This window comes from Streptomyces sp. NPDC091289 (assembly GCF_044757365.1).
GTDB lineage: Bacteria > Actinomycetota > Actinomycetes > Streptomycetales > Streptomycetaceae > Streptomyces.
On record NZ_JBIVUT010000006.1, the window covers coordinates 65,373 to 84,064 of the forward strand.

Consider the following 18,692-nt stretch of genomic DNA (forward strand, 5'->3'; position numbering starts at 1 on the left):
CGCTTCCTCGGCGGACGTCAGGGCACCTTCGGGCCGCCCAGGTAGCGTCCCTTCACGTCGTACGGCCAGGCGTTGGCGACACAGCCTTTCAACCCGTCGATCTGCTGCATCATCGCGGGCGCGGGACGGCCCTTCCCCGGGCAGGTCTCGTGGCCGCGCCCCAGCCAGTGGCCGACCTCGTGGTTGACGATCAGCGCCCGGTACTCCGAGACGGGCCCGTCGAACTGCGGCGAACCGAGCTGCCAGCGCTTCAGGTTGACCATCACCTTCTCGCCGCCCCGGCAGTTGACCTCGCCGCGCGTGTTCAGGCCGTACGCACCGCACATCCGGTCCGTGGTCGCCGGGGTGGCGATCCGGATCACCAGTCCCGCCGAGCCGTCGGCGACCTGGCGGAACGAGCGCTCGCCGCCGTGGCTCCAGCCGCGTGGATCGGCGAGGACGGCGGCGATGTCCGCGGCGGCCCGGTCGGGGTCGACGCCGATGCCGTTTTCCACCTCGACCCGGTAGGCGCTGCCCCTGCCCTTCGGAGTGACGCCCGCTCGGGCCACGGTGAACGTGCCGGGCCCCGAGGCGGGTATGTCCTCGGCCCGGACCTCGCCCTCCTCGTCCGATGCGGAGGCGGAGGTGGACGGGGACGGGGTCGGGGACGGCGGGGGAGTGGGCGCGGGGGAGTCCTCCAGCGGCTCCGACGCGTTGTCCGGTCCGCCCGCCGGAGCCGTACGGGACGGGGCCGGGGCCGCGTCCGCCGGGCCGCCGCCGTCCTGCCAGGGGCGGCCGACGAGGAGCGCCGCGCCCGCCACGACCGCGAGCGCCAGCACGGCGAGGCCGACCGCCCGGCGCCGGTCCCGCTGCCGGCGCCGCACCCGGGACCGCGCGGCGGAGCGGGACCGGGACCGGGACCGGGGAGCGGACCGGGAGGCGTTACGGGAACGGCTCCCCGCGCGTCCCGGGGCCCGGGGCGGCGGCACGCGCAGCCGGTACGTCTCCTCGTCGCGGTCCGGCTCCCCGTACGGAGACTCCCTGTACGGAGGTTCCCTGTACGGAGGTTCCCCGTACGGAGGTTCCCCGTGCGGAGGCTCCCCGTGCGGAGGCTCCCCGTACGCGGGCGGCAGGGTGCCCGTGGGGCGGCGGCGCGTCATGAGGCGGCCCCGCTCCGCGGCACCGGATGCTCGTCGGCGTACGCGATCAGCTCCCGGAACCGCGGGCTCTGGGCGACCCGGACCAGGTCCCCGGCGGTGACGGGAGCGCCGCCCGCCCCGGAGGGCGCGGGCGAGACGGACAGCGCCACCGTGCTGCGGCCGGACCGGTAGCGGAGGGAGACCTCCGTGCCTGTCCGCCCCGGGGCGGGCTTCCGGAAGACATGGGCGGGCGTGCCGTCGGCCAGGGTGAGGTCCTCGCAGGTCAGCCCCTTCTCCGGGAGGTCGCGGCAGGCGGGCGCCGCGCTCCCCTGATCCGGGTGCACCGACAGGCGGACGGAGTGCACGATGCCACCGCGCCGCCCCTGGTAGCTCTCCGGGTCGTCGCCGACCGGCAGGACGGTCCCGATCGATGCGGGCAGCAGGGCGTCCAGCGCCCCGGCCGCCCGCTGCCGGAAGTCCTCCAGGCGCGTGGCCTCCTCGGGGCCGGGACCGCCGGGACCGCCGGGACCGGGCGCGAGCGAGAGGGGCGGCAGCGAGGGGGGAGACGTCGTCGGCCCGGCGTCGGGCCCCTTCGGCTCGGGGGTGGACGTGGGGCTCGGCATCTCGGGGCGTGGCTCCGTACGTTGGGGAGAGGGGACAAGGGAGGGCGACGAGAGGGACGGTCCGGCGGGTGGGGCGGGGTCCGCCTCCGGCTCCGCCAGCAGCCAGGGGCCGAGGACGGCGAGGCCCAGGGTCACGGCGGTGACCGCGACGAAGGTGCCCGCGACCGCGAACGCCCGGGTCCTGGCCCGCCGCCGGTGCCCCTCCCGTACGGCGTCGGGGACCAGATCCGGCTGGAGGGACAGCGGGCCGACGGTCCGGTGCAGGGCGTCCCGGAACAGCTCTTCGTCACGCGGGCGGGGCGACAGGTGCTCGTGCGGTTCAGGGGTCATGACCGGCCCTCAGCTTCCGGTGGAGTAGAGCTGGACGTCGCCCATCCGGGCGCGCAGTCGGACGAGCGAACGTGAGCACTGGCTCTTCACCGTGGACTCGCTGCACCGCAGCAGCGAGGCCACGGTCTCCACGCTCAGGTCGTCCCAGTAGCGCAGGACGACCATCGCCCGTGCGCGGGGCGGGAGTTCGGCGAGCAGGGCGAGCAGCGTGACCCGGAGGTCGGCGCCCGGGGCGGGATTGGGGTGCGGGCGGGGCGCGTTGCGGTTGTGGGCGAGCAGATCGCGTACGGTGCGGCGGCGTTCGGCGACGAAGGTGCGGACGAGCACGGTCTTGGCGTAGGCGTCGAGGTTGTCCGCGCGGCTCGCCCTGCGCCAGTGCTGGAACAGCTTGGCGAGCGTCGTCTGCGTCAGGTCCTGCGCGCCCTCGACGTCGCCGCACAGCAGGTAGGCCGTCCGGTACAGCCGGCGCTGCCCGGTCCGGGCGTACGCCTCGAACGCGGCGCCCTCGCCGTCCGCCATGGCGGGCTCCGCCCCTGCCGGCATCCGCCGTCCCCTCTCCTCGACTCCCACCCCTTACAGAGCACTCGTGTGCCGAAAAGGTTGAAGAGTAGTGAAGATCAGTTCGAGACGGTGTGCGGGCCCCGTCCACACACTGGTCGGGGGCACCGGTCCATATCCACACCGGTCCACACATCGGTCCGTGGCGTCTCACTCCCTGGCGGAACCTGGTGCCCGTGCGAACGGCTGTGTTAGAACAGCGCTCGTGACAGTCGATCGTTTTCTGGTGGAGTGCCTCCCCATCGATCTCTGCCGCGTCTCCAGCGCTTGTTGTTGAGCCTGCCGCGGCATCCTCAGTGATGCCCACGTGATGCCTGCGCGCGTCCCCGGTTTCCGCGCCTTCTCCGCTTCCGGTCTCCGCGCCTCGCATCGTCCGCACCGTCGCGTCCCCAGGGCCGTCCGCCCTTCCCTCCCCCCGGCCTGTCCCCAGGCCCGGCGACGCTCCATGACTCCATGACTCCATGACTCCGGAGACCTCTTCATGCCGACCTCCCCGTCCGTACGGGAACGGGCCGCCGAACCCGCAGGCCCCGCCGCCCCCGTGACCCCGGGCCCGCCGGCCGTGGACGAAGGCCGCCGCCGCCGTCCCGAACGCGCCGCCCTGCTGCGCCGCACCGGTCTGCGGATCCTCGCGCTCGCCGTCCTCCTCGGCCTCTGGCAGCTGGTGACCGTGCTCCAGCTGTGGTCGCCGGTGCTGGTGCCCTCGCCCGCCGCCGTCTGGCAGAAGCTGCTGGAGACCTCCGGGACGCACGACGGCGTCCGCGGCTACCAGGGGCACACCCTGATCGAACACCTCGGGATCAGCCTGCGCCGGATCTTCGTCGGGGCCGGTGCGGGCGTGGCCGCGGGACTCGTGGCGGGCGTCCTGATGGGGACGCTGCCGTGGGTCCGGGTGGTGCTGGAGCCCGCGGTGGCGTTCCTGCGCACCCTGCCCCCGCTCGCCTACTTCAGCCTGCTGATCATCTGGTTCGGCATCGACGAGGCGCCCAAGCTGTGGCTGCTGGCCATCGCGGCGATGCCGCCGGTCGCCGTCGCCACCGCCTCCGCCGTGGCGTCCGCGCCGACGGCCCTGGTCGAGGCGGCCCGCGCGATCGGGGCCCGGCGCGGACAGGTCGTCACCTCCGTCGTCCTGCCCTCCGCGCTGCCCGAGATCCTCGTCGGCGTCCGGCTCGCCTTCGGCATCGCGTACTCCTCCGTCGTCGCCGCCGAGACCGTCAACGGACTGCCCGGCATCGGCGGCCTGATCCGGGACGCGCAGCGCTACAACCAGTCCGACACCGTCGTGCTCGGCCTCTTCGCCATCGGCATCTCCGGCCTGCTCATCGACGCGGCCCTACGGATCCTGTCGGACCGGCTGGCCCCGTGGCGCAGCCACACATGACCGGCCCCACCCCTACGCCCGCTCACCCTCACCCTCACCCTCATCCTCACTCTCGCTCTCGCTCTCGCTCTCGTACGAAGGACACCCACATGCCCCGATCACGCGGACTGCTCCGCATCACCTCCCTCGCCGCGGCCCTGGGCTCCCTGCTGGTGATGACGGCGTGCGGCCAGGGCGGCGGCTCCGGTGACGGGGGCGACGGCGGCAAGACGATACGCATCGCCTACCAGGCGTTCCCCAGCGGCGACCTGATCGTCAAGGAGAAGGGCTGGCTGGAGAAGGCGCTCCCCGGATACCAGGTCAAATGGACCAAGTTCGACTCCGGGGCCAGCATCAACACCGCCTTCGTCGCCGGGTCCGTGGACCTCGCCGCGATCGGCTCCAGCCCGGTGGCCCGGGGGCTCTCCGCGCCGCTGAACATCCCGTACGAGGTCACCTGGGTGCTCGACGTCGCCGGGGACAACGAGGCGCTGGTCGCCCGTAACGGCTCCAAGATCTCCTCGGTGAAGGACCTGGAGGGCAAGAAGGTCGCCACCCCGTTCAGCTCCACCTCCCACTACAGCCTGCTCGCCGCGCTCGACCAAGCCGGGGTGGACGCCTCGAAGGTCACGCTCCTCGACCTCGAACCGCAGGACATCCTGGCCGCCTGGACGCGCGGCGACATCGACGCCACCTACGTCTGGCTGCCGACGCTGGAGGAGCTGAAGAAGACCGGCAAGGTCATCGTCTCCAGCCGCGAACTCGCCGCCGGCGGCAAGCCCACGCTCGACCTCGGGGTCGCCTCCACCAGCTTCCTCAAGGCCCACCCCGATGTGCTGCCCGCCTGGCGCAAGGCCCAGGCGCAGGCGCTCGACCTGATCCACGACGACCCGGACGCCGCGTCGGCGGCCGTGGGCAAGCAGCTCGGCATCAGCCCGGCCGAGGCGGGGGCCCAGATCGAGCAGGGCATCTTCCTCAAGCCCGCCGAGCAGGCCGACGCCAAGTGGCTCGGCACCCCCGGCAAGGCCGGCGGCCTGGCGGACAACCTGCACAGCGCCGCGCGGTTCCTCGTCGACCAGAAGCAGATCGACTCCGCACCGGACATCGAGGCCCTGCGCAAGGCCATCCACGTGGAAGGGCTCAGCGATGCCGTCAGCCCCTGACCTGAGCAAGGCTCCCGAAGCGGCGGACGGTACGGACGGGAGGACCGGGCCCGTCGTCTCCGTACGGGAGGTGCGTCACTCCTACGGCCGGGGCGCGGACGCGGTGACCGCACTCGGCCCGCTCTCCCTGGAGATCCCGGCCGGTGAGTTCCTGGTCCTCGTCGGCCCCTCCGGCTGCGGCAAGAGCACCCTGCTGCGGCTGATCGCGGGCTTCGAGCACGCCACCGAGGGCGCGGTGGAGGTGTTCGGCGAGCGCCCGGACCCGGGCAGCCAGGCGGGCATCGTGTTCCAGCAGCCGCGCCTCTTCCCGTGGCGCACGGTCGGTGACAACATCGGCCTGGCGCTGAAGTACGCGGGCGTGCCCCGGGCCGAACGGCCGGAGCGGACCGCGGAGTTGCTGGAGCGCGTCGGCCTCGCGGACACCGCGGGCCGCCGCATCTGGCAGATCTCCGGCGGCCAGCAGCAACGCGTCGCCATCGCCCGCGCCCTGGCGGGCGGCAAGCGGCTCCTGCTGCTGGACGAGCCGTTCGCCGCGCTCGACGCCCTCACCCGGGAACGGCTCCAGGAGGACCTGCGCACGGTGAGCGCCGAGACCGGGACCACGTCGGTGTTCGTCACCCACAGCGTGGACGAGGCGGTCTTCCTCGGCACCCGCGCGATCGTGCTCACCAACCGGCCCGGGACGGTCGCCCTGGACATCCCGATCGACCTGCCCCGCACCGGCGCGGACCCCGACGAGCTGCGCGGACTGCCCGCGTACGCCGCGCTCCGCGCCGAGATCGGCACGGCGGTACGCAACGCGGCCCGCTGACACCCGCGTACAGCGACCCGTACAACGAGAGGAGAAGGATCATGACCACCGCGACGACGCCCGTCCTGCGCGAGGCCCGCATCCCCGCCGACGGCCTCTACGAGGGCCCGCGCGAGCTGCGCCGGGTCCCCGAGGGCTGGACCGACCGCCCGTACGAGCTCTTCCGCCTGACCCCGCTCGGCCGGGTCATCGGCGCGGAGATCCACGGCGTCGACCTGACCCGCCCCCTCGACGCGGCCGTGCGGGCCGAGCTGGACCGGGCGCTGCTGGAGTGGAAGGTGCTGTTCTTCCGCGCCCAGCACCTCACCTCGCTCCAGCAGCGGGCGTTCGCCGGGCTCTGGGGCGAGCTGGAGACCAACCCGCTGCTCGCCACCGGCGACGACCCCGAGGTCGCCCGCCTCGACCGCACCACCGTCCCCACCTTCGAGAACATCTGGCACACCGACGTCACCTTCCGCGAGCGCCCCGCCCTCGGCGCGGTCCTCCAGCTCCGTGAGGTGCCGCCGGTGGGCGGCGACACGCTGTGGGCGGACATGGCCGCCGCGTACGACAACCTCGCCCCGGAGGTGAAGGAGCGCATCGAGGGGGCGCGGGCGGTGCACGACTTCATCCCCGGCTTCTCCCGCTTCTACCCGCCGGAGCGGCTGGCGGCGCACCAGGAGCAGTTCCCGCCGGTGGAGCACCCGGTGGTGCGCCGCCACCCGGTCACCGGCCGCCGCACGATCTTCGTCAACGCCTCGTTCACCACCCGGATCGTGGGCTTCGAGCGGGCGGAGAGCGACCGGCTGCTGCGGCTGCTGTTCCAGCAGGCGCACGCCCCGGAGTTCCAGGTGCGGTTCGGCTGGCGCGCGGGCGATGTCGCGTTCTGGGACAACCGGGCCACCCAGCACTACGCGGTCAACGATTACGCCCCGCACCGCCGGGTCGCCGAACGCGTGGCGATCGCGGGCGACCGCCCCCACTGATCCCTGCGACCGGGCTGCTTGAATGGAAGGGTGACCCGAGCCTCCCTGGAAAAGCAGCCGCACGAAGTCGCCTCGATGTTCGACGGTGTGGCGGCCAACTACGACCTGACCAACGACGTGATCTCGCTCGGCCAGGCCCGGCTGTGGCGCAAGGCGGTCGCGGCGGCGGTCGACGCCCGCCCCGCGCAGAAGATCCTCGACCTCGCGGCCGGTACGGCGACCTCCTCGCAGCCCTTCGTGAAGGCGGGCGCCTACGTCGTGCCGTGCGACTTCTCGCTCGGCATGCTGAAGGTCGGCAAGGAGCGCCACCCGTGGATGCCGTTCACCGCGGGCGACGGCATGAAACTGCCGTTCAAGGACGAGACGTTCGACACCGTCACGATCTCCTTCGGGCTGCGCAACATCCAGGACACCGAGGTCGCGCTGCGCGAGCTGTACCGGGTGACGAAGCCCGGCGGCCGGGTCGTGATCTGCGAGTTCTCGCAGCCGACCTGGACCCCGTTCCGCACGGTCTACACGGAGTACCTGATGCGGGCGATCCCGCCGGCCGCCCGCGCGGTGTCCTCCAACCCGGACGCGTACGTCTATCTCGCCGAGTCGATCCGCGACTGGCCCGACCAGCCCGCCCTCGCCGCACTGCTCCAGAAGGCGGGCTGGTCGAAGGTCGCCTGGCGCAACCTGACCGGCGGCGTGGTGGCCCTGCACCGGGCCACCCGCGCCTGACGTTCCCGTAACGGCGCCGGCCTCACAGCTCCAGCCGGAAGCAGACGGCCTCCTGCCCGCGCGGGGTGTCGTACGACTCGGCGCGCCGCATCCCGAGCCGTTCCGCGACCGCCATCGACCGGGCGTTACGGGAGTCGACCATCGCGACGACGTCCGGCACCCCCGCCGCCCGCAGCCGCTCCAGCGTGATGCGGGCGGCGGCGGAGGCATACCCGCGCCCCCACGCCGCCCGCCCCAGCCGCCAGCCGATCTCGGTCGCGCCGACCGGCCCGTAATGCGTGTGCGGCCACGGCTGCGCCCCGGTGAAGCCGAGCACGGCGTCCTCCTCGTCCAGGACCGTCCACAGGCAGTAGCCCAGCTCCGCGTCGTGCCGGCGCTGGCGCGCGGTGAGCTCCTCGTACACCGAGAAGTCCGCCCGGCGGCCCCCGAAGAACTCCATCACCTCGGGGTCGTCGAAGACCCGGTGCCAGGTCAGGGCGTCCTCGTCCGTCGGAACACGGAGGCGTACGGCGGGGGCCGGAGCATGGGGCGTGGCAGGCGCGATCGACATGAGGGAGCCCTTCGGAGGGTTGGTTCGCAGGCCCCCATAGACTGCACGGGACATGTGCCGCGCGGCACGCGAATTCGAGTCTTCGGGAGATCCGACCGTGACCGAGCCCCTCTCCGAGCACAGCGCGGACGTGATCGTCGTCGGAGCGGGCCCAGCCGGCTCCACGACCGCCTACTACCTCGCCAAGGCCGGACTCGACGTCCTGCTCCTGGAGAAGACCGCCTTCCCCCGGGAGAAGGTCTGCGGCGACGGACTCACGCCCCGCGCCACGAAACAGCTCGTCTCGATGGGGATCGACATCTCCGAGGAGGCGGGCTGGCTGCGCAACAAGGGCCTGCGCATCATCGGCGGCGGTGTACGGCTCCAGCTGGACTGGCCGGACCTCGCCTCCTACCCGGACTACGGACTGGTCCGCAAGCGCGACGACTTCGACGAGCAGCTGGCCCGCCAGGCGCAGAAGGCCGGCGCCCGCCTCCACGAGCGCTGCAACGTGGGCGCGCCCATCCGCGACGAGCGCACCGGCCGCATCACCGGCGTCGAAGCGAAGATCGGCGAGGAGAAGACCCCGGTCACCTTCCACGCCCCGCTCGTCGTCGCCGCCGACGGCAACTCCACCCGGCTCTCCCTGGCGATGGGCCTGCACCGCCGCGAGGACCGCCCCATGGGCGTCGCCGTCCGTACGTACTTCACCTCGCCCCGCCACGACGACGACTACCTGGAGTCCTGGCTGGAGCTGTGGGACAAGCGCGGCGCCGAGGACCGGCTGCTGCCCGGCTACGGCTGGATCTTCGGCATGGGCGACGGCACGTCCAACGTCGGCCTCGGCATCCTCAACTCCTCCTCCGCCTTCAAGGAGCTGGACTGGCGCGAGGTCCTCAAGGCCTGGTGCGCGTCGATGCCGGAGGAGTGGGGCTACACCCCCGACAACATGACGATGCCGATCCGGGGCGCGGCCCTCCCGATGGCCTTCAACCGCCAGCCGCACTACACCAAGGGCCTCCTCCTCGTCGGCGACGCGGGCGGCATGGTCAACCCGTTCAACGGCGAAGGCATCGCGTACGCCATGGAGTCGGGCCAGATCGCGGCCGACGTCATCGTCCAGGCCCACGCCCGCGCCACCCCCGCCCAGCGCGAACTGGCCCTGAACAACTACCCGAAGGTGCTCAAGGAGACCTACGGCGGCTACTACACGATGGGCCGCGCCTTCGTGAAGCTGATCGGCAACCCGAAGATCATGAAGATCGCCACCCAGCGCGGTCTGACCCACCCGCTGCTGATGAAGTTCACCCTGAAGATGCTGGCCAACCTGACCGACCCGCAGGGCGGCGACGCGATGGACCGCATCATCAACGGCCTGTCGAAGGTGGCCCCGAAGGCCTGAGGCGGCGACGGGCGGACCCGTTCGCGGCCGGACATCCACCATGGTGGCATCCATGCCCTCCTCTCCGCGCCTCGCGCTGCGCCCGTACGCGCCCTCCGACCTGGCGGCGCTCCTGGCACTGATCGACGAGGACCGGCTCCCCGGCCAGCCACGGGCCACGCCCGAGCTGTTCGCGGAGGCGTCGAGGGGGTGTACGGAGGCGGACGCCCCCTGGTGGGGGGCGTACGGGCCGCCGGATGTCCAGGTGGCGGTCGGCTCCGGTGGCGTGATCGTCGGGGCCGTCGCCTGTGCGCGACGTACGAAGGACGGGGCGGGGCTGATCCCGTGGCTGCACTGCCGGGAGGAGCCGGTGGTCGCAGACGCGCTGCTCGGCCATGCCGGGGCGGCCCTGTCACCCGCGGGCGAGGTCGACGCGTTCCCGTTCGCCACCGCGCTCACCCAGGGCCTCGAAGGGCTGCCCGTCGGCCACCGCCCCGCCACCCACGCGGCGTTGGAGCGAGCCGGCTACGGCGGTGAGCGGCTCTGGCGCTACATGCGCGCGGATCTGCCCCGCCCCGGGCTGCCCCGCGCCGAGGGCGTACGGGTCGGCCCCGCGCGGGACCGAGGGGCCTCGCAGCGGCTCGAGATCGTACGGGACGGGCGGGCCGTGGCCGAGGCGGTGATCGGGCACCCGGTGCAGGGGATCGGCGTCCTGTGGTGGATCGAGGTGGACGAGGAGGCCCGGGGGCGGGGCACCGGCCGCGCCCTGCTCGGATCCGCCCTCGACACGCTCGGCGGGCTCGGCGCCACGCAGGTGGTCCTGTACGTGGACGACGACGAGCCCCCGGGCGGCGAGCGCGACCGGACGGCGGCCAACCGGCTGTACGAGTCGGCCGGGTTCGTGGAGGTCGACCAGCTGTGGTCCTACGCCCTGCGGGATCAGGGCCCCCGGGACCCCTCGTCCGTCGCCGCTCCCCGCGTGCGCTCGTAGTGGCGGGCCACCCGGGCCCGGTTGCCGCAGGACGGCTTGCACCACTCCTGCCGACCGTGGCTCCTGACGAAATACCGTACGCAGCGCGGCGCGTGGCAGGCCCGTAGCCGCTCGCGCTCCGGCCCGCTCAGGAAGTCGACGGCATCGCGTGCCAGCGCCGCGACCAGCCGTACGCGCGGATCGGCCTCGGCCGACAACAGCCCGGCCGTGGGCGGTCCTTCGGCGGGCCAGCGGAGTTGGGGAGCCACGGGTTCCCGGGCGGCGGCCGTGTTGAGGAGGGTCAGCGCCTCGGCGGCGGGCATCAGGCGGTGGGCGTCGGCCGGGCTGGGCGGGGCCGGGCTGACCACCCGCGCGAACAGGGCCCGCACGGCCCGCCGTACGCCGATGACCGCGTCCCTGAGCTCCTCGTCGACGATGAACTCCGCGGCCGGGGTGAGGGAGTCCAGCAGTCCGGTCTGCCGCCGGATCCACCGGGTCGCCCCTTCGAGCGTGTCGAGGTCGTCGAGGACGCCGCCGTCCCCGTCGTGGCGGATGGTGCTCGCCAGTTCCATGACGGGCCGCTCGGTCACCGGCCGCTCCCCTCACGCCTCTTGAACGTCTGCGCTCCCCACCCTAGAGTCCTAATGGAAGAATGAAAATGAGCATTAGACGGGGGAGAGGCTGCTCATGTTGCTTGCCCAGATCAGCGATCTGCACCTGGACGGCACCGAACGCGCGACACGGCGGGCCGCCCGCGTCATGGACCATCTCCGGGCCCTGCCCCGCCCCGTCGACGCGCTGCTGGTCACCGGGGACATCGCCGACCACGCGACCGAGGCCGAGTACGAGGAGGCGGTACGCCTGCTGGACGCGCCGTTCCCCGTGCTCGCCTGTCCCGGCAATCACGACGCCCGCCCCGCCTACCGCAAGGCCTTCCTCGGCGAAGCCCCGGACACCGCGCCCGTCAACCGGGTCCACCACATCGCCGGAACCGCCATCCTGATGTGTGACTCCACGATCCCGGGCCGGGACGAGGGCCGCCTGGACGCGGAGACGCTCGCCTGGATCGACGCCACGCTCACCGGCCTGCCCGACGACGTCCCCGCGCTGATCGCCTTCCACCAGCCGCCCGTCGAGCTCCACCACCCGCTGCCGGACGCCGGGATGCTCCAGGAACCCGAGCGGCTCGCGGCCCTGCTCGCCGCCCACCCGCGGGTCGTCGCCGTCCTCACCGGGCACGCCCACACGGCCGCCGCCTCGGCCTTCGGAGGCCGGCCCCTGATCGTCGGCCCCGCCGTCACCTGGACCCTGCGCATGCCCTGGGAGGGCGACCGTCCGGCGGACCGGGACCAGCCGCCGGGCCTGGCGTTCCACGTCCTGGGCGAGGACCGGCGGCTGACCACGCACTTCCGCGTCGTCCTCTGATCCGGACGACAGGCTTTAATCCTCATCCCCCCGGGTGATCGTGTGCGATGATTTGCGCGCCCCCGGTCGTCGGCAGTCCCGGACCGGACGGCGCCCGCCCGCCCCCGCCCGCAGTGGCGGCACGCGGTGCGTGCCGCTCTTCTTGACGCACGCTCACATCGAACGCAGGCCAGCGGGGTACGGAACAAGCCGATACAGCGCTGCTCGACCCCAAGGACAGACAGCCATGACCACCGCCTCCCTGCCCCAGCACCACGGGCTCTTCCTGGAGCCCCGCTTCGCCGTGGACCCGACCGCGACGGACGAGGACGAGGACTTCGACGCCCCGTACGACGCGCCGCCCGCGCCCACCAGCTCGGCCAAGGAGCCGGAGCGGACGAACCGCCGCCCCCGCCGCCGCTGATCCGGACGGCGATCCTCCGGCTCTCCGGTTTCTCCCGGCTCTCCGGCCCTCCGGCTCTCCCGTCGGGAAAACCGCTGGAGGCCCCGCCGCCCGGCCGGTAGCCTCCCTCTCCATGGCCAGTCCCGAGTCCGACAGACTCCGGCCACCGGTGCGCCGGTGGCCGTGTCCGTGCTGAGCGTCGCCGACTGACCCCTCGGGTCACCGGCCCCCTCCCGTACGGTTCCACGCCCGCCGGATCACCGCGGGTACGGGCCGTTTCCCCCTCGCGTACGCGCTGAAGCACCGCCGTACGCGGGGTTCGTGCCACCGGCCGATCGCCACCGCCGGGCACTTCTCCGCGCCGCACCGCCGGGCCCCCGGGCCTCCGGCGGGCGTCCGCGCGGCCCGTATCCCCGCATTCCGGTCTGTCTGTCCATCCGACGGTTCCGTCCAAGGGGCTACTCACCCATGCCATTCGCCGTCTATGTCCTCGGGCTCGCGGTCTTCGCCCAGGGCACCTCCGAGTTCATGCTGTCCGGGCTTCTCTCGGGCATCGCCGCCGACCTCGACGTCTCCCTCTCCGCCGCCGGCCTCCTCACGTCCGCCTTCGCCGTCGGCATGGTCGTCGGCGCACCCCTCATGGCGCTCTCCAGCCGCACCTGGCCCCGCCGCTGTGCCCTGCTCCTCTTCCTCGCGGTGTTCGTCGCCGTCCACGTCGTCGGCGCACTCACCCCGAACTACGGCGTGCTCCTCGCGACCCGCTTCGTCGGAGCCCTCGCCAACGCGGGCTTCTGGGCGGTGGCCCTGACGACGGCCGTCGCGATGGTCCCCGACCGGCTGAAGGGCCGGGCCACCGCCGTCGTGGTCGGCGGAGTGACGATCGCCTGCGTGGTGGGCGTACCGGCCGGGGCGGTGCTGGGGGAGCACTGGGGGTGGCGGTCGGCCTTCTGGGCGGTCGCGATCGTCTCGCTGCCCGCCGTCCTCGCCGTCCTGCGCTCCATCCCGGGCGGCCGGGGTACGGACGCGGGCACCGCTCCCGTACCCGTACGGGACGAACTGCGCGCGCTGACCGGCCCCCGGCTGCGGCCGGTCCTGGTCACGATGGCCCTGGTGCAGGGGGCGACCTTCTGCACCTTCTCCTACCTGGAGCCGCTCCTCACCCGGGAGACGGGTCTGGGCGCGGGGTGGGTGCCGGTGTCCCTGGCGCTCTTCGGGGCGGGGTCGTTCGCCGGGGTCACGGTGGCGGGCCGGTTCGCCGACGCCCGTCCGGTGGCCCTCGTCGCCACGGGCATGGCCGCTCTCACCCTCGGGTGGTCCGCGCTCGCCCTGACGGCGGGCAGCCCGGTGCTCGCCCTGGCCCTGATCCCGCTCCTCGGCATGCTCGCCTTCGGCACGGGCACCGCCCTGATCACCCGGGTCCTGGGCCTCGCCCCCGGGGCCCCGACGATGGCCGGAGCCTTCTCGGCGACCGCGTTCAACCTGGGGGCGGCGGTGGGCCCGTGGGCGGGCGGACTGGCCCTCGACGGCGGGCTCGGCTATCGGGCGCCGGTCTGGGTGAGCGCGCTGCTGATGGTCCTGGCGCTGCTCGTCGCCGCGACGACGGCGAAGGGCCGCCGCCCCCGAGCGGGGGAGCGGCGGCCCTCAGCCGTGCGCCGAAGCGCCCGCGGGCGCTTGTGAATCAGAGAACGCGGACCGCGCCGGTCGGCCGGTCGTAGTCCAGGGAGCGCTGCACCGTGCCGGTGCCGGAGTTCTGCGCGCCGACGAACTCGCCGCCGCCGACGTAGATCGCCACGTGGTACGCGCTGCCCGCGCCGCCCCAGTACAGGATGTCGCCGGGCTGGAGGCTGTCCAGCGAGACCTGGGTGCCGGCGGTCGACTGGGACTGCGAGACGCGCGGCAGGTCGACGCCCACCGTGCGGTACGCGGCCTGGACCAGGCCGGAGCAGTCCCACGCGTTGGGGCCGGTGCCGCCGGACACGTACGCGTCGCCGACCTGGGCCTTGGCGAAGGCCACGATGGCGGCGGCGGAGCCGCTCACGTTCGACGAGGAGGACGGGGCGGAGGCGGAGCTGCCCGTGGAGTCCGAGGAGCCGGAAGAGCCGGAGGGGGCGCTGAGCGTCGTGCGCTCGGCGGTCCGGGAGGCGCGCTCCTCGGCCTCGGCTTCCGCCTTGGCCTTCGCGGCGGCTTCGGCCTTCTTCTTGGCCTCGGCCTTGCGGACGGCCTCGGCGTGGGCCTTCTTGGCCGTCTTCGCGGCCTTCTCGGCCGCGGCGTCCTCCTCGGCCTGCGTCGCCAGGTCGAGGGCGACCTGCTGGGTGGCCTGGGCGGAGGCGGCCACAGCGGTGGAGAAGCCGGACGTGATGGTGGGCATCTCGATCGTCTGGGTCACCGGCTCGGCCTGGGCCGGACCGGCGGCACCCGCGACCGCGATGGTGCTGAGGACGCCACCGGCAACTCCGGCTCGCAGTGCCGACTTCGAGGCGCGCTGGCGGGGCTTCCGGTGGCTGGGTATGTGAGCGGTGTGGGACATGGGTACTAGCGCTATCAGGGCTGTAGGGGTCCCATCAAGAAACGTGTGTTGCGACACAGTTACGTTCGGAATCTGTGAATCCGCTTTCTGAGGGCCCTTATTGACGCCGTAACGGGCAAATCGGGCAGCTGCAATCAGGCCCGTGATCACTGCCTTTCGGTAATACGCCCGAATTGCCCGTCGCTTACCATCCGTTCACACCGATGGCCAAGCCCGGCTTTCCGGGGCGCGGGGCCGAGTGGCGCAGGTCACAGTGTGGGTCCGCCGGAACGGGCAACCCTCGCGGCCGCGATCCGCGTGGACGTCCGCGGTCGCCCGTGCTCGCTCCCGCCGGCGGAGGCATCCCGTCCGCTCGCGGTTCCGATCGCGACTTCGCTCGCGACGTCGCTCGCGCATCCGCTCGGACGCCGGGCTCGATCCGGAAGTTCGTGAATGCATGCACATATCCTGATCGATCCCCGCCGCCCCTCGTCCGGGTGAGCGTCGGGGCCGGCCGGTGCCCTTATCACTCCCCGGCAGTCCACCGCCAATTTGCTTGTACAGGCCGTCGATTGATAGCGCCGCACGTCTTTGACCAGCGGTAACACCATCGAATGTCACGTCTCGTGATCACTCGGCCGCTTCGCGTACGAAGATCACCGCTCATACGACTTCATGATCCTTCGTCAGGTGGTGGAGATCACAAAGCCGTTGTCGTACCCCGTGTCGCAGATCACAGGGGACCAGGCATAGGATGCGGGGCAGTCGGGCTTGTGAACTGCCTCACATGTGCACGATCTTGGTGAGGTGGCGAGCCGGTCGCCCGATGCGGTCCAAAGGTCAAGGACGACTGGAAGGAGCGAGGAGCGTGAATGCCTACGCGCCCATCCTCGTGCTCGGCGCCCTCGGGGCAGGGTTTGCGATCTTCTCCGTGGTCATGGCCACGCTTATCGGCCCCAAGCGCTACAACCGGGCAAAGCTCGAAGCGTACGAGTGCGGTATCGAACCCACCCCGACTCCGGCCGGAGGCGGCCGCTTTCCCATCAAGTACTACCTGACGGCGATGCTTTTCATCGTCTTCGACATCGAGATCGTCTTCCTCTATCCCTGGGCGGTCTCCTTCGACGCCCTGGGGATCTTCGGGCTCGTGGAGATGCTGCTCTTCGTGCTCACCGTCTTCGTCGCCTACGCGTATGTGTGGCGTCGCGGCGGCCTGGAATGGGACTGAGGGGCTGAGGGGCACACCATGGGACTCGAAGAGAAACTGCCGAGCGGCTTCGTTCTGACCACGGTCGAGCAGGCCGCGGGCTGGGTGCGGAAGTCCTCCGTCTTCCCGGCCACGTTCGGACTCGCCTGCTGCGCCATCGAGATGATGACGACCGGCGCGGGCCGCTACGACCTGGCCCGGTTCGGGATGGAGGTCTTCCGCGGATCGCCGCGCCAGGCGGACCTGATGATCGTCGCCGGGCGGGTGAGCCAGAAGATGGCGCCCGTCCTGCGGCAGGTCTACGACCAGATGCCGAATCCCAAGTGGGTCATTTCCATGGGGGTTTGCGCGTCATCGGGTGGAATGTTCAACAATTACGCCATTGTGCAGGGTGTTGATCACATTGTCCCGGTCGATATCTATTTGCCGGGTTGTCCGCCCCGTCCCGAGATGCTGCTGGACGCGATCCTCAAGCTCCACCAGAAGATCCAGGACGGCAAGCTCGGGGTCAACGCCGAGGAGGCCGCCCGCGAGGCGGAGGAAGCGGCCCTCAAGGCACTGCCCCTGATCGAGATGAAGGGGCTGCTGCGGTGAGCGACCACACCCACGGCGAGGGGCAGAACGGCAACTCCGTACCCGCCCCGCGCGACACCGGCGGCGAGGTCATCCGCGTCCGCAAGGGCATGTTCGGCGCGAACAACGGCGGCGACACCTCCGGCTACGGCGGCCTCGTCCGCACCGTCACCCTGCCGGGCGCATCCTCCCGGCCCTACGGCGGCTGGTTCGACGAGGTGGCCGACGAGCTCGAAGGGGCCCTGGAGGAACAGGACCTGCTTCCCGAGAACGCCATCGAGAAGACGGTCGTCGACCGCGACGAACTGACCTTCCACATCGCCCGCGAGCACCTCGTCCAGGTCGCCCGCACCCTGCGCGACGACCCCGCCCTGCGCTTCGAGCTCTGTACGGGCGTGAGCGGCGTCCACTTCCTGGGCGACAAGGGCCGCGAGCTGCACGCCGTCTACCACCTGCGCTCGCTCACCCACGGCCGGCTGATCCGGCTGGAGGTGTCCGCCCCGGACAGCGACCCGCACATCCCGTCGCTCGTCGAGCTCTACCCGACCAACGACTGGCACGAGCGCGAGGCGTACGACTTCTTCGGCATCGTCTTCGACGGGCACCCGGCCCTGACCCGGATCATGATGCCGGACGACTGGCAGGGCTTCCCGCAGCGCAAGGACTACCCGCTCGGCGGCATCGCCGTCGAGTACAAGGGCGCCCAGATCCCGGCTCCGGACCAGCGGAGGTCGTACAGCTGATGACCACTCCCCACGCAACGCCCCGTGCCACGACCGAGGGGACTGTATATACAGTCACCGGCGGCGACTGGGACGAGGTCGTCGAATCCGCGGTGAAGTCCGACGACGAGCGCATCATCGTCAACATGGGCCCCCAGCACCCGTCCACGCACGGCGTGCTGCGCCTCATCCTGGAGATCGACGGCGAGACCGTCACCGAGGCCCGCTGCGGCATCGGCTACCTCCACACCGGCATCGAGAAGAACCTCGAATTCCGCAACTGGACGCAGGGCACCACCTACGTCACGCGGATGGACTACCTGACGCCGTTCTTCAACGAGACGGCGTACTGCCTGGGCGTCGAGAAGCTCCTCGGCATCGAGGACCAGATCCCCGACCGGGCCACCGTCCTGCGCGTACTGCTCATGGAGCTCAACCGGCTCGCCTCGCACCTGGTGTGCATCGCCACCGGCGGCATGGAGCTCGGCGCGACCACGATCATGATCTACGGCTTCCGCGATCGTGAACTGGTTCTCGACCTCTTCGAGCTCTTCACCGGCCTCCGGATGAACCACGCGTTCGTCCGCCCCGGCGGCCTCGCCCAGGACCTGCCCCCGGGCGCGGTCGACCAGCTGCGCGAGTTCATCAAGACCATGAAGAAGAACCTGCCGGAGTACGACAAGCTCGCCACCGGCAACCCCATCTTCAAGGCCCGCATGAAGGACGTCGGTTACCTCGACCTCACCGGCTGCATGGCGCTCGGCGCCACGGGCCCGGTGCTGCGCTCCGCCGGACTCCCGCACGACCTCCGCAAGAGCGACCCGTACTGCGGCTACGAGACCTACGACTTCGACGTCCCGACCACCGACACCTGCGACTCCTACGGACGCTTCCTCATCCGCCTGGAGGAGATGCGCCAGTCCCTGCGGATCATCGAGCAGTGCATCGACCGCCTGGAGCCGGGTCCGGTCATGGTCGCCGACAAGAAGATCGCCTGGCCCGCCCAGCTCGCCCTGGGCCCCGACGGTCTCGGCAACTCGCTCGACCACATCAGGAACATCATGGGCACCTCCATGGAAGCCCTGATCCACCACTTCAAGCTGGTGACCGAGGGCTTCCGGGTCCCCGCCGGACAGACGTACACCGCCGTCGAGTCCCCCAAGGGCGAACTCGGCGTGCACGTCGTCTCCGACGGCGGCACCCGCCCCTACCGGGTCCACTTCCGCGACCCGTCCTTCACCAACCTCCAGGCCATGGCGGCGATGTGCGAAGGCGGCCAGGTCGCCGACGTCATCGTCGCCGTCGCGTCCATCGACCCCGTGATGGGAGGCGTCGACCGGTGACCA

At 72.0% G+C, this 18,692-nt stretch carries 20 protein-coding genes; 14 read left to right on the forward strand and 6 right to left on the reverse strand.

All coding sequences use genetic code 11. From position 1 onward, the window contains the following. Positions 1 to 17 precede the first annotated feature (17 nt). Genes ACIQPT_RS09275 through ACIQPT_RS09285 form a run of 3 tightly spaced genes read right to left on the reverse strand, consistent with a single transcriptional unit; the run spans position 18 to position 2,590 of the window. Complete coding sequence (locus ACIQPT_RS09275; RefSeq protein ID WP_401154307.1) at positions 18 to 1,139, reverse strand: DUF3152 domain-containing protein; 1,122 nt, start codon at positions 1,137 to 1,139, stop codon at positions 18 to 20. Further along, positions 1,136 to 2,071, reverse strand: a complete 936-nt coding sequence (locus ACIQPT_RS09280) for a hypothetical protein (protein ID WP_401154309.1) — start codon at positions 2,069 to 2,071, stop codon at positions 1,136 to 1,138. Before ACIQPT_RS09280 ends, ACIQPT_RS09275 begins: the two co-directional genes overlap by 4 nt. 9 nt (positions 2,072 to 2,080) lie before the next feature. Further along, the gene (locus ACIQPT_RS09285) at positions 2,081 to 2,590 is read right to left on the reverse strand and encodes a SigE family RNA polymerase sigma factor (RefSeq protein WP_401154655.1); all 510 of its coding nucleotides are present in this window, start codon (positions 2,588 to 2,590) and stop codon (positions 2,081 to 2,083) included. Between the two features lie 520 nt (positions 2,591 to 3,110). Here ACIQPT_RS09285 and ACIQPT_RS09290 point away from each other — a divergent pair. The 5 genes from ACIQPT_RS09290 to ACIQPT_RS09310 all read left to right on the forward strand — a co-directional run bounded on the left by ACIQPT_RS09290 (position 3,111) and on the right by ACIQPT_RS09310 (position 7,651). Then, on the forward strand, positions 3,111 to 4,010 hold the full coding sequence (locus tag ACIQPT_RS09290; RefSeq protein WP_401154310.1) for an ABC transporter permease: 900 nt from the start codon (positions 3,111 to 3,113) through the stop codon (positions 4,008 to 4,010). Between the two features lie 89 nt (positions 4,011 to 4,099). Continuing rightward, complete coding sequence (locus ACIQPT_RS09295) at positions 4,100 to 5,152, forward strand: ABC transporter substrate-binding protein (protein ID WP_401154312.1); 1,053 nt, start codon at positions 4,100 to 4,102, stop codon at positions 5,150 to 5,152. Further along, complete coding sequence (locus ACIQPT_RS09300) at positions 5,136 to 5,963, forward strand: ABC transporter ATP-binding protein (protein ID WP_401154314.1); 828 nt, start codon at positions 5,136 to 5,138, stop codon at positions 5,961 to 5,963. Before ACIQPT_RS09295 ends, ACIQPT_RS09300 begins: the two co-directional genes overlap by 17 nt. Before the next feature lie 41 nt (positions 5,964 to 6,004). Beyond that, a complete protein-coding gene (locus ACIQPT_RS09305) occupies positions 6,005 to 6,928 on the forward strand; it encodes a TauD/TfdA dioxygenase family protein (RefSeq protein WP_401154316.1) in 924 nt (307 codons plus the stop codon). Between the two features lie 30 nt (positions 6,929 to 6,958). Next, positions 6,959 to 7,651, forward strand: a complete 693-nt coding sequence (locus ACIQPT_RS09310) for a demethylmenaquinone methyltransferase (protein WP_030799070.1) — start codon at positions 6,959 to 6,961, stop codon at positions 7,649 to 7,651. Between the two features lie 22 nt (positions 7,652 to 7,673). Here ACIQPT_RS09310 and ACIQPT_RS09315 read toward each other — a convergent pair whose 3' ends face one another. After that, entirely contained in the window at positions 7,674 to 8,201 is a 528-nt protein-coding gene (locus tag ACIQPT_RS09315) for a GNAT family N-acetyltransferase (protein ID WP_401154318.1), read from the reverse strand. 97 nt (positions 8,202 to 8,298) lie between these two features. On the opposite strand from ACIQPT_RS09315, the gene ACIQPT_RS09320 reads away from it, so the two are divergent. Further along, positions 8,299 to 9,582, forward strand: a complete 1,284-nt coding sequence (locus ACIQPT_RS09320) for a geranylgeranyl reductase family protein (RefSeq protein ID WP_401154319.1) — start codon at positions 8,299 to 8,301, stop codon at positions 9,580 to 9,582. A 52-nt stretch (positions 9,583 to 9,634) separates the two neighbouring features. After that, positions 9,635 to 10,552, forward strand: a complete 918-nt coding sequence (locus tag ACIQPT_RS09325; RefSeq protein ID WP_401154320.1) for a GNAT family N-acetyltransferase — start codon at positions 9,635 to 9,637, stop codon at positions 10,550 to 10,552. Here the strand turns inward: ACIQPT_RS09325 and ACIQPT_RS09330 are convergent. Next, positions 10,501 to 11,103, reverse strand: a complete 603-nt coding sequence (locus ACIQPT_RS09330; protein WP_401154656.1) for a CGNR zinc finger domain-containing protein — start codon at positions 11,101 to 11,103, stop codon at positions 10,501 to 10,503. The genes ACIQPT_RS09325 and ACIQPT_RS09330 overlap by 52 nt on opposite strands. A gap of 115 nt (positions 11,104 to 11,218) precedes the next feature. Between ACIQPT_RS09330 and ACIQPT_RS09335 the strand changes: the two genes are divergently transcribed. The 3 genes from ACIQPT_RS09335 (at position 11,219) to ACIQPT_RS09345 (ending at position 14,015) form a co-directional block, all read left to right on the forward strand. Beyond that, complete coding sequence (locus ACIQPT_RS09335) at positions 11,219 to 11,956, forward strand: metallophosphoesterase (RefSeq protein ID WP_401154322.1); 738 nt, start codon at positions 11,219 to 11,221, stop codon at positions 11,954 to 11,956. A gap of 226 nt (positions 11,957 to 12,182) precedes the next feature. Further along, entirely contained in the window at positions 12,183 to 12,359 is a 177-nt protein-coding gene (locus ACIQPT_RS09340) for a hypothetical protein (RefSeq protein WP_401154324.1), read from the forward strand. Positions 12,360 to 12,806: 447 nt separating this feature from the next. Next, the gene (locus ACIQPT_RS09345) at positions 12,807 to 14,015 is read left to right on the forward strand and encodes a Cmx/CmrA family chloramphenicol efflux MFS transporter (protein ID WP_401154325.1); all 1,209 of its coding nucleotides are present in this window, start codon (positions 12,807 to 12,809) and stop codon (positions 14,013 to 14,015) included. A gap of 1 nt (position 14,016) precedes the next feature. Here the strand turns inward: ACIQPT_RS09345 and ACIQPT_RS09350 are convergent, their stop codons facing one another. After that, positions 14,017 to 14,865: a C40 family peptidase gene (locus tag ACIQPT_RS09350; protein ID WP_401154327.1), complete on the reverse strand. Its 849-nt coding sequence runs from the start codon at positions 14,863 to 14,865 to the stop codon at positions 14,017 to 14,019. Between the two features lie 847 nt (positions 14,866 to 15,712). Here ACIQPT_RS09350 and ACIQPT_RS09355 point away from each other — a divergent pair. The 4 genes from ACIQPT_RS09355 to ACIQPT_RS09370 are packed head-to-tail and all read left to right on the forward strand — an operon-like array spanning position 15,713 to position 18,689. Next, entirely contained in the window at positions 15,713 to 16,072 is a 360-nt protein-coding gene (locus tag ACIQPT_RS09355; protein WP_003967084.1) for an NADH-quinone oxidoreductase subunit A, read from the forward strand. An 18-nt stretch (positions 16,073 to 16,090) separates the two neighbouring features. After that, positions 16,091 to 16,645, forward strand: a complete 555-nt coding sequence (locus ACIQPT_RS09360; RefSeq protein WP_018490715.1) for an NADH-quinone oxidoreductase subunit B family protein — start codon at positions 16,091 to 16,093, stop codon at positions 16,643 to 16,645. After that, positions 16,642 to 17,367 (forward strand): NADH-quinone oxidoreductase subunit C, encoded by a 726-nt coding sequence (locus ACIQPT_RS09365; RefSeq protein WP_401154330.1) that lies wholly within the window; start codon positions 16,642 to 16,644, stop codon positions 17,365 to 17,367. Before ACIQPT_RS09360 ends, ACIQPT_RS09365 begins: the two co-directional genes overlap by 4 nt. Then, entirely contained in the window at positions 17,367 to 18,689 is a 1,323-nt protein-coding gene (locus tag ACIQPT_RS09370; RefSeq protein ID WP_401154331.1) for an NADH-quinone oxidoreductase subunit D, read from the forward strand. Before ACIQPT_RS09365 ends, ACIQPT_RS09370 begins: the two co-directional genes overlap by 1 nt. The last annotated feature ends 3 nt before the right edge of the window (positions 18,690 to 18,692 follow it).

Coding starts and splice junctions, on each gene's coding strand:
- ACIQPT_RS09285 (WP_401154655.1), bottom strand. CDS start 2,590: ATGGCGGACGGCGAGGGCGCCGCGTTCGAGGCGTACGCCCGGACCGGG.
- ACIQPT_RS09340 (WP_401154324.1), top strand. CDS start 12,183: ATGACCACCGCCTCCCTGCCCCAGCACCACGGGCTCTTCCTGGAGCCC.
- ACIQPT_RS09315 (WP_401154318.1), bottom strand. CDS start 8,201: ATGTCGATCGCGCCTGCCACGCCCCATGCTCCGGCCCCCGCCGTACGC.
- ACIQPT_RS09275 (WP_401154307.1), bottom strand. CDS start 1,139: ATGACGCGCCGCCGCCCCACGGGCACCCTGCCGCCCGCGTACGGGGAG.
- ACIQPT_RS09325 (WP_401154320.1), top strand. CDS start 9,635: ATGCCCTCCTCTCCGCGCCTCGCGCTGCGCCCGTACGCGCCCTCCGAC.
- ACIQPT_RS09290 (WP_401154310.1), top strand. CDS start 3,111: ATGCCGACCTCCCCGTCCGTACGGGAACGGGCCGCCGAACCCGCAGGC.
- ACIQPT_RS09360 (WP_018490715.1), top strand. CDS start 16,091: ATGGGACTCGAAGAGAAACTGCCGAGCGGCTTCGTTCTGACCACGGTC.
- ACIQPT_RS09295 (WP_401154312.1), top strand. CDS start 4,100: ATGCCCCGATCACGCGGACTGCTCCGCATCACCTCCCTCGCCGCGGCC.
- ACIQPT_RS09300 (WP_401154314.1), top strand. CDS start 5,136: ATGCCGTCAGCCCCTGACCTGAGCAAGGCTCCCGAAGCGGCGGACGGT.
- ACIQPT_RS09330 (WP_401154656.1), bottom strand. CDS start 11,103: ATGGAACTGGCGAGCACCATCCGCCACGACGGGGACGGCGGCGTCCTC.
- ACIQPT_RS09305 (WP_401154316.1), top strand. CDS start 6,005: ATGACCACCGCGACGACGCCCGTCCTGCGCGAGGCCCGCATCCCCGCC.
- ACIQPT_RS09345 (WP_401154325.1), top strand. CDS start 12,807: ATGCCATTCGCCGTCTATGTCCTCGGGCTCGCGGTCTTCGCCCAGGGC.
- ACIQPT_RS09280 (WP_401154309.1), bottom strand. CDS start 2,071: ATGACCCCTGAACCGCACGAGCACCTGTCGCCCCGCCCGCGTGACGAA.
- ACIQPT_RS09350 (WP_401154327.1), bottom strand. CDS start 14,865: ATGTCCCACACCGCTCACATACCCAGCCACCGGAAGCCCCGCCAGCGC.
- ACIQPT_RS09335 (WP_401154322.1), top strand. CDS start 11,219: ATGTTGCTTGCCCAGATCAGCGATCTGCACCTGGACGGCACCGAACGC.
- ACIQPT_RS09370 (WP_401154331.1), top strand. CDS start 17,367: ATGACCACTCCCCACGCAACGCCCCGTGCCACGACCGAGGGGACTGTA.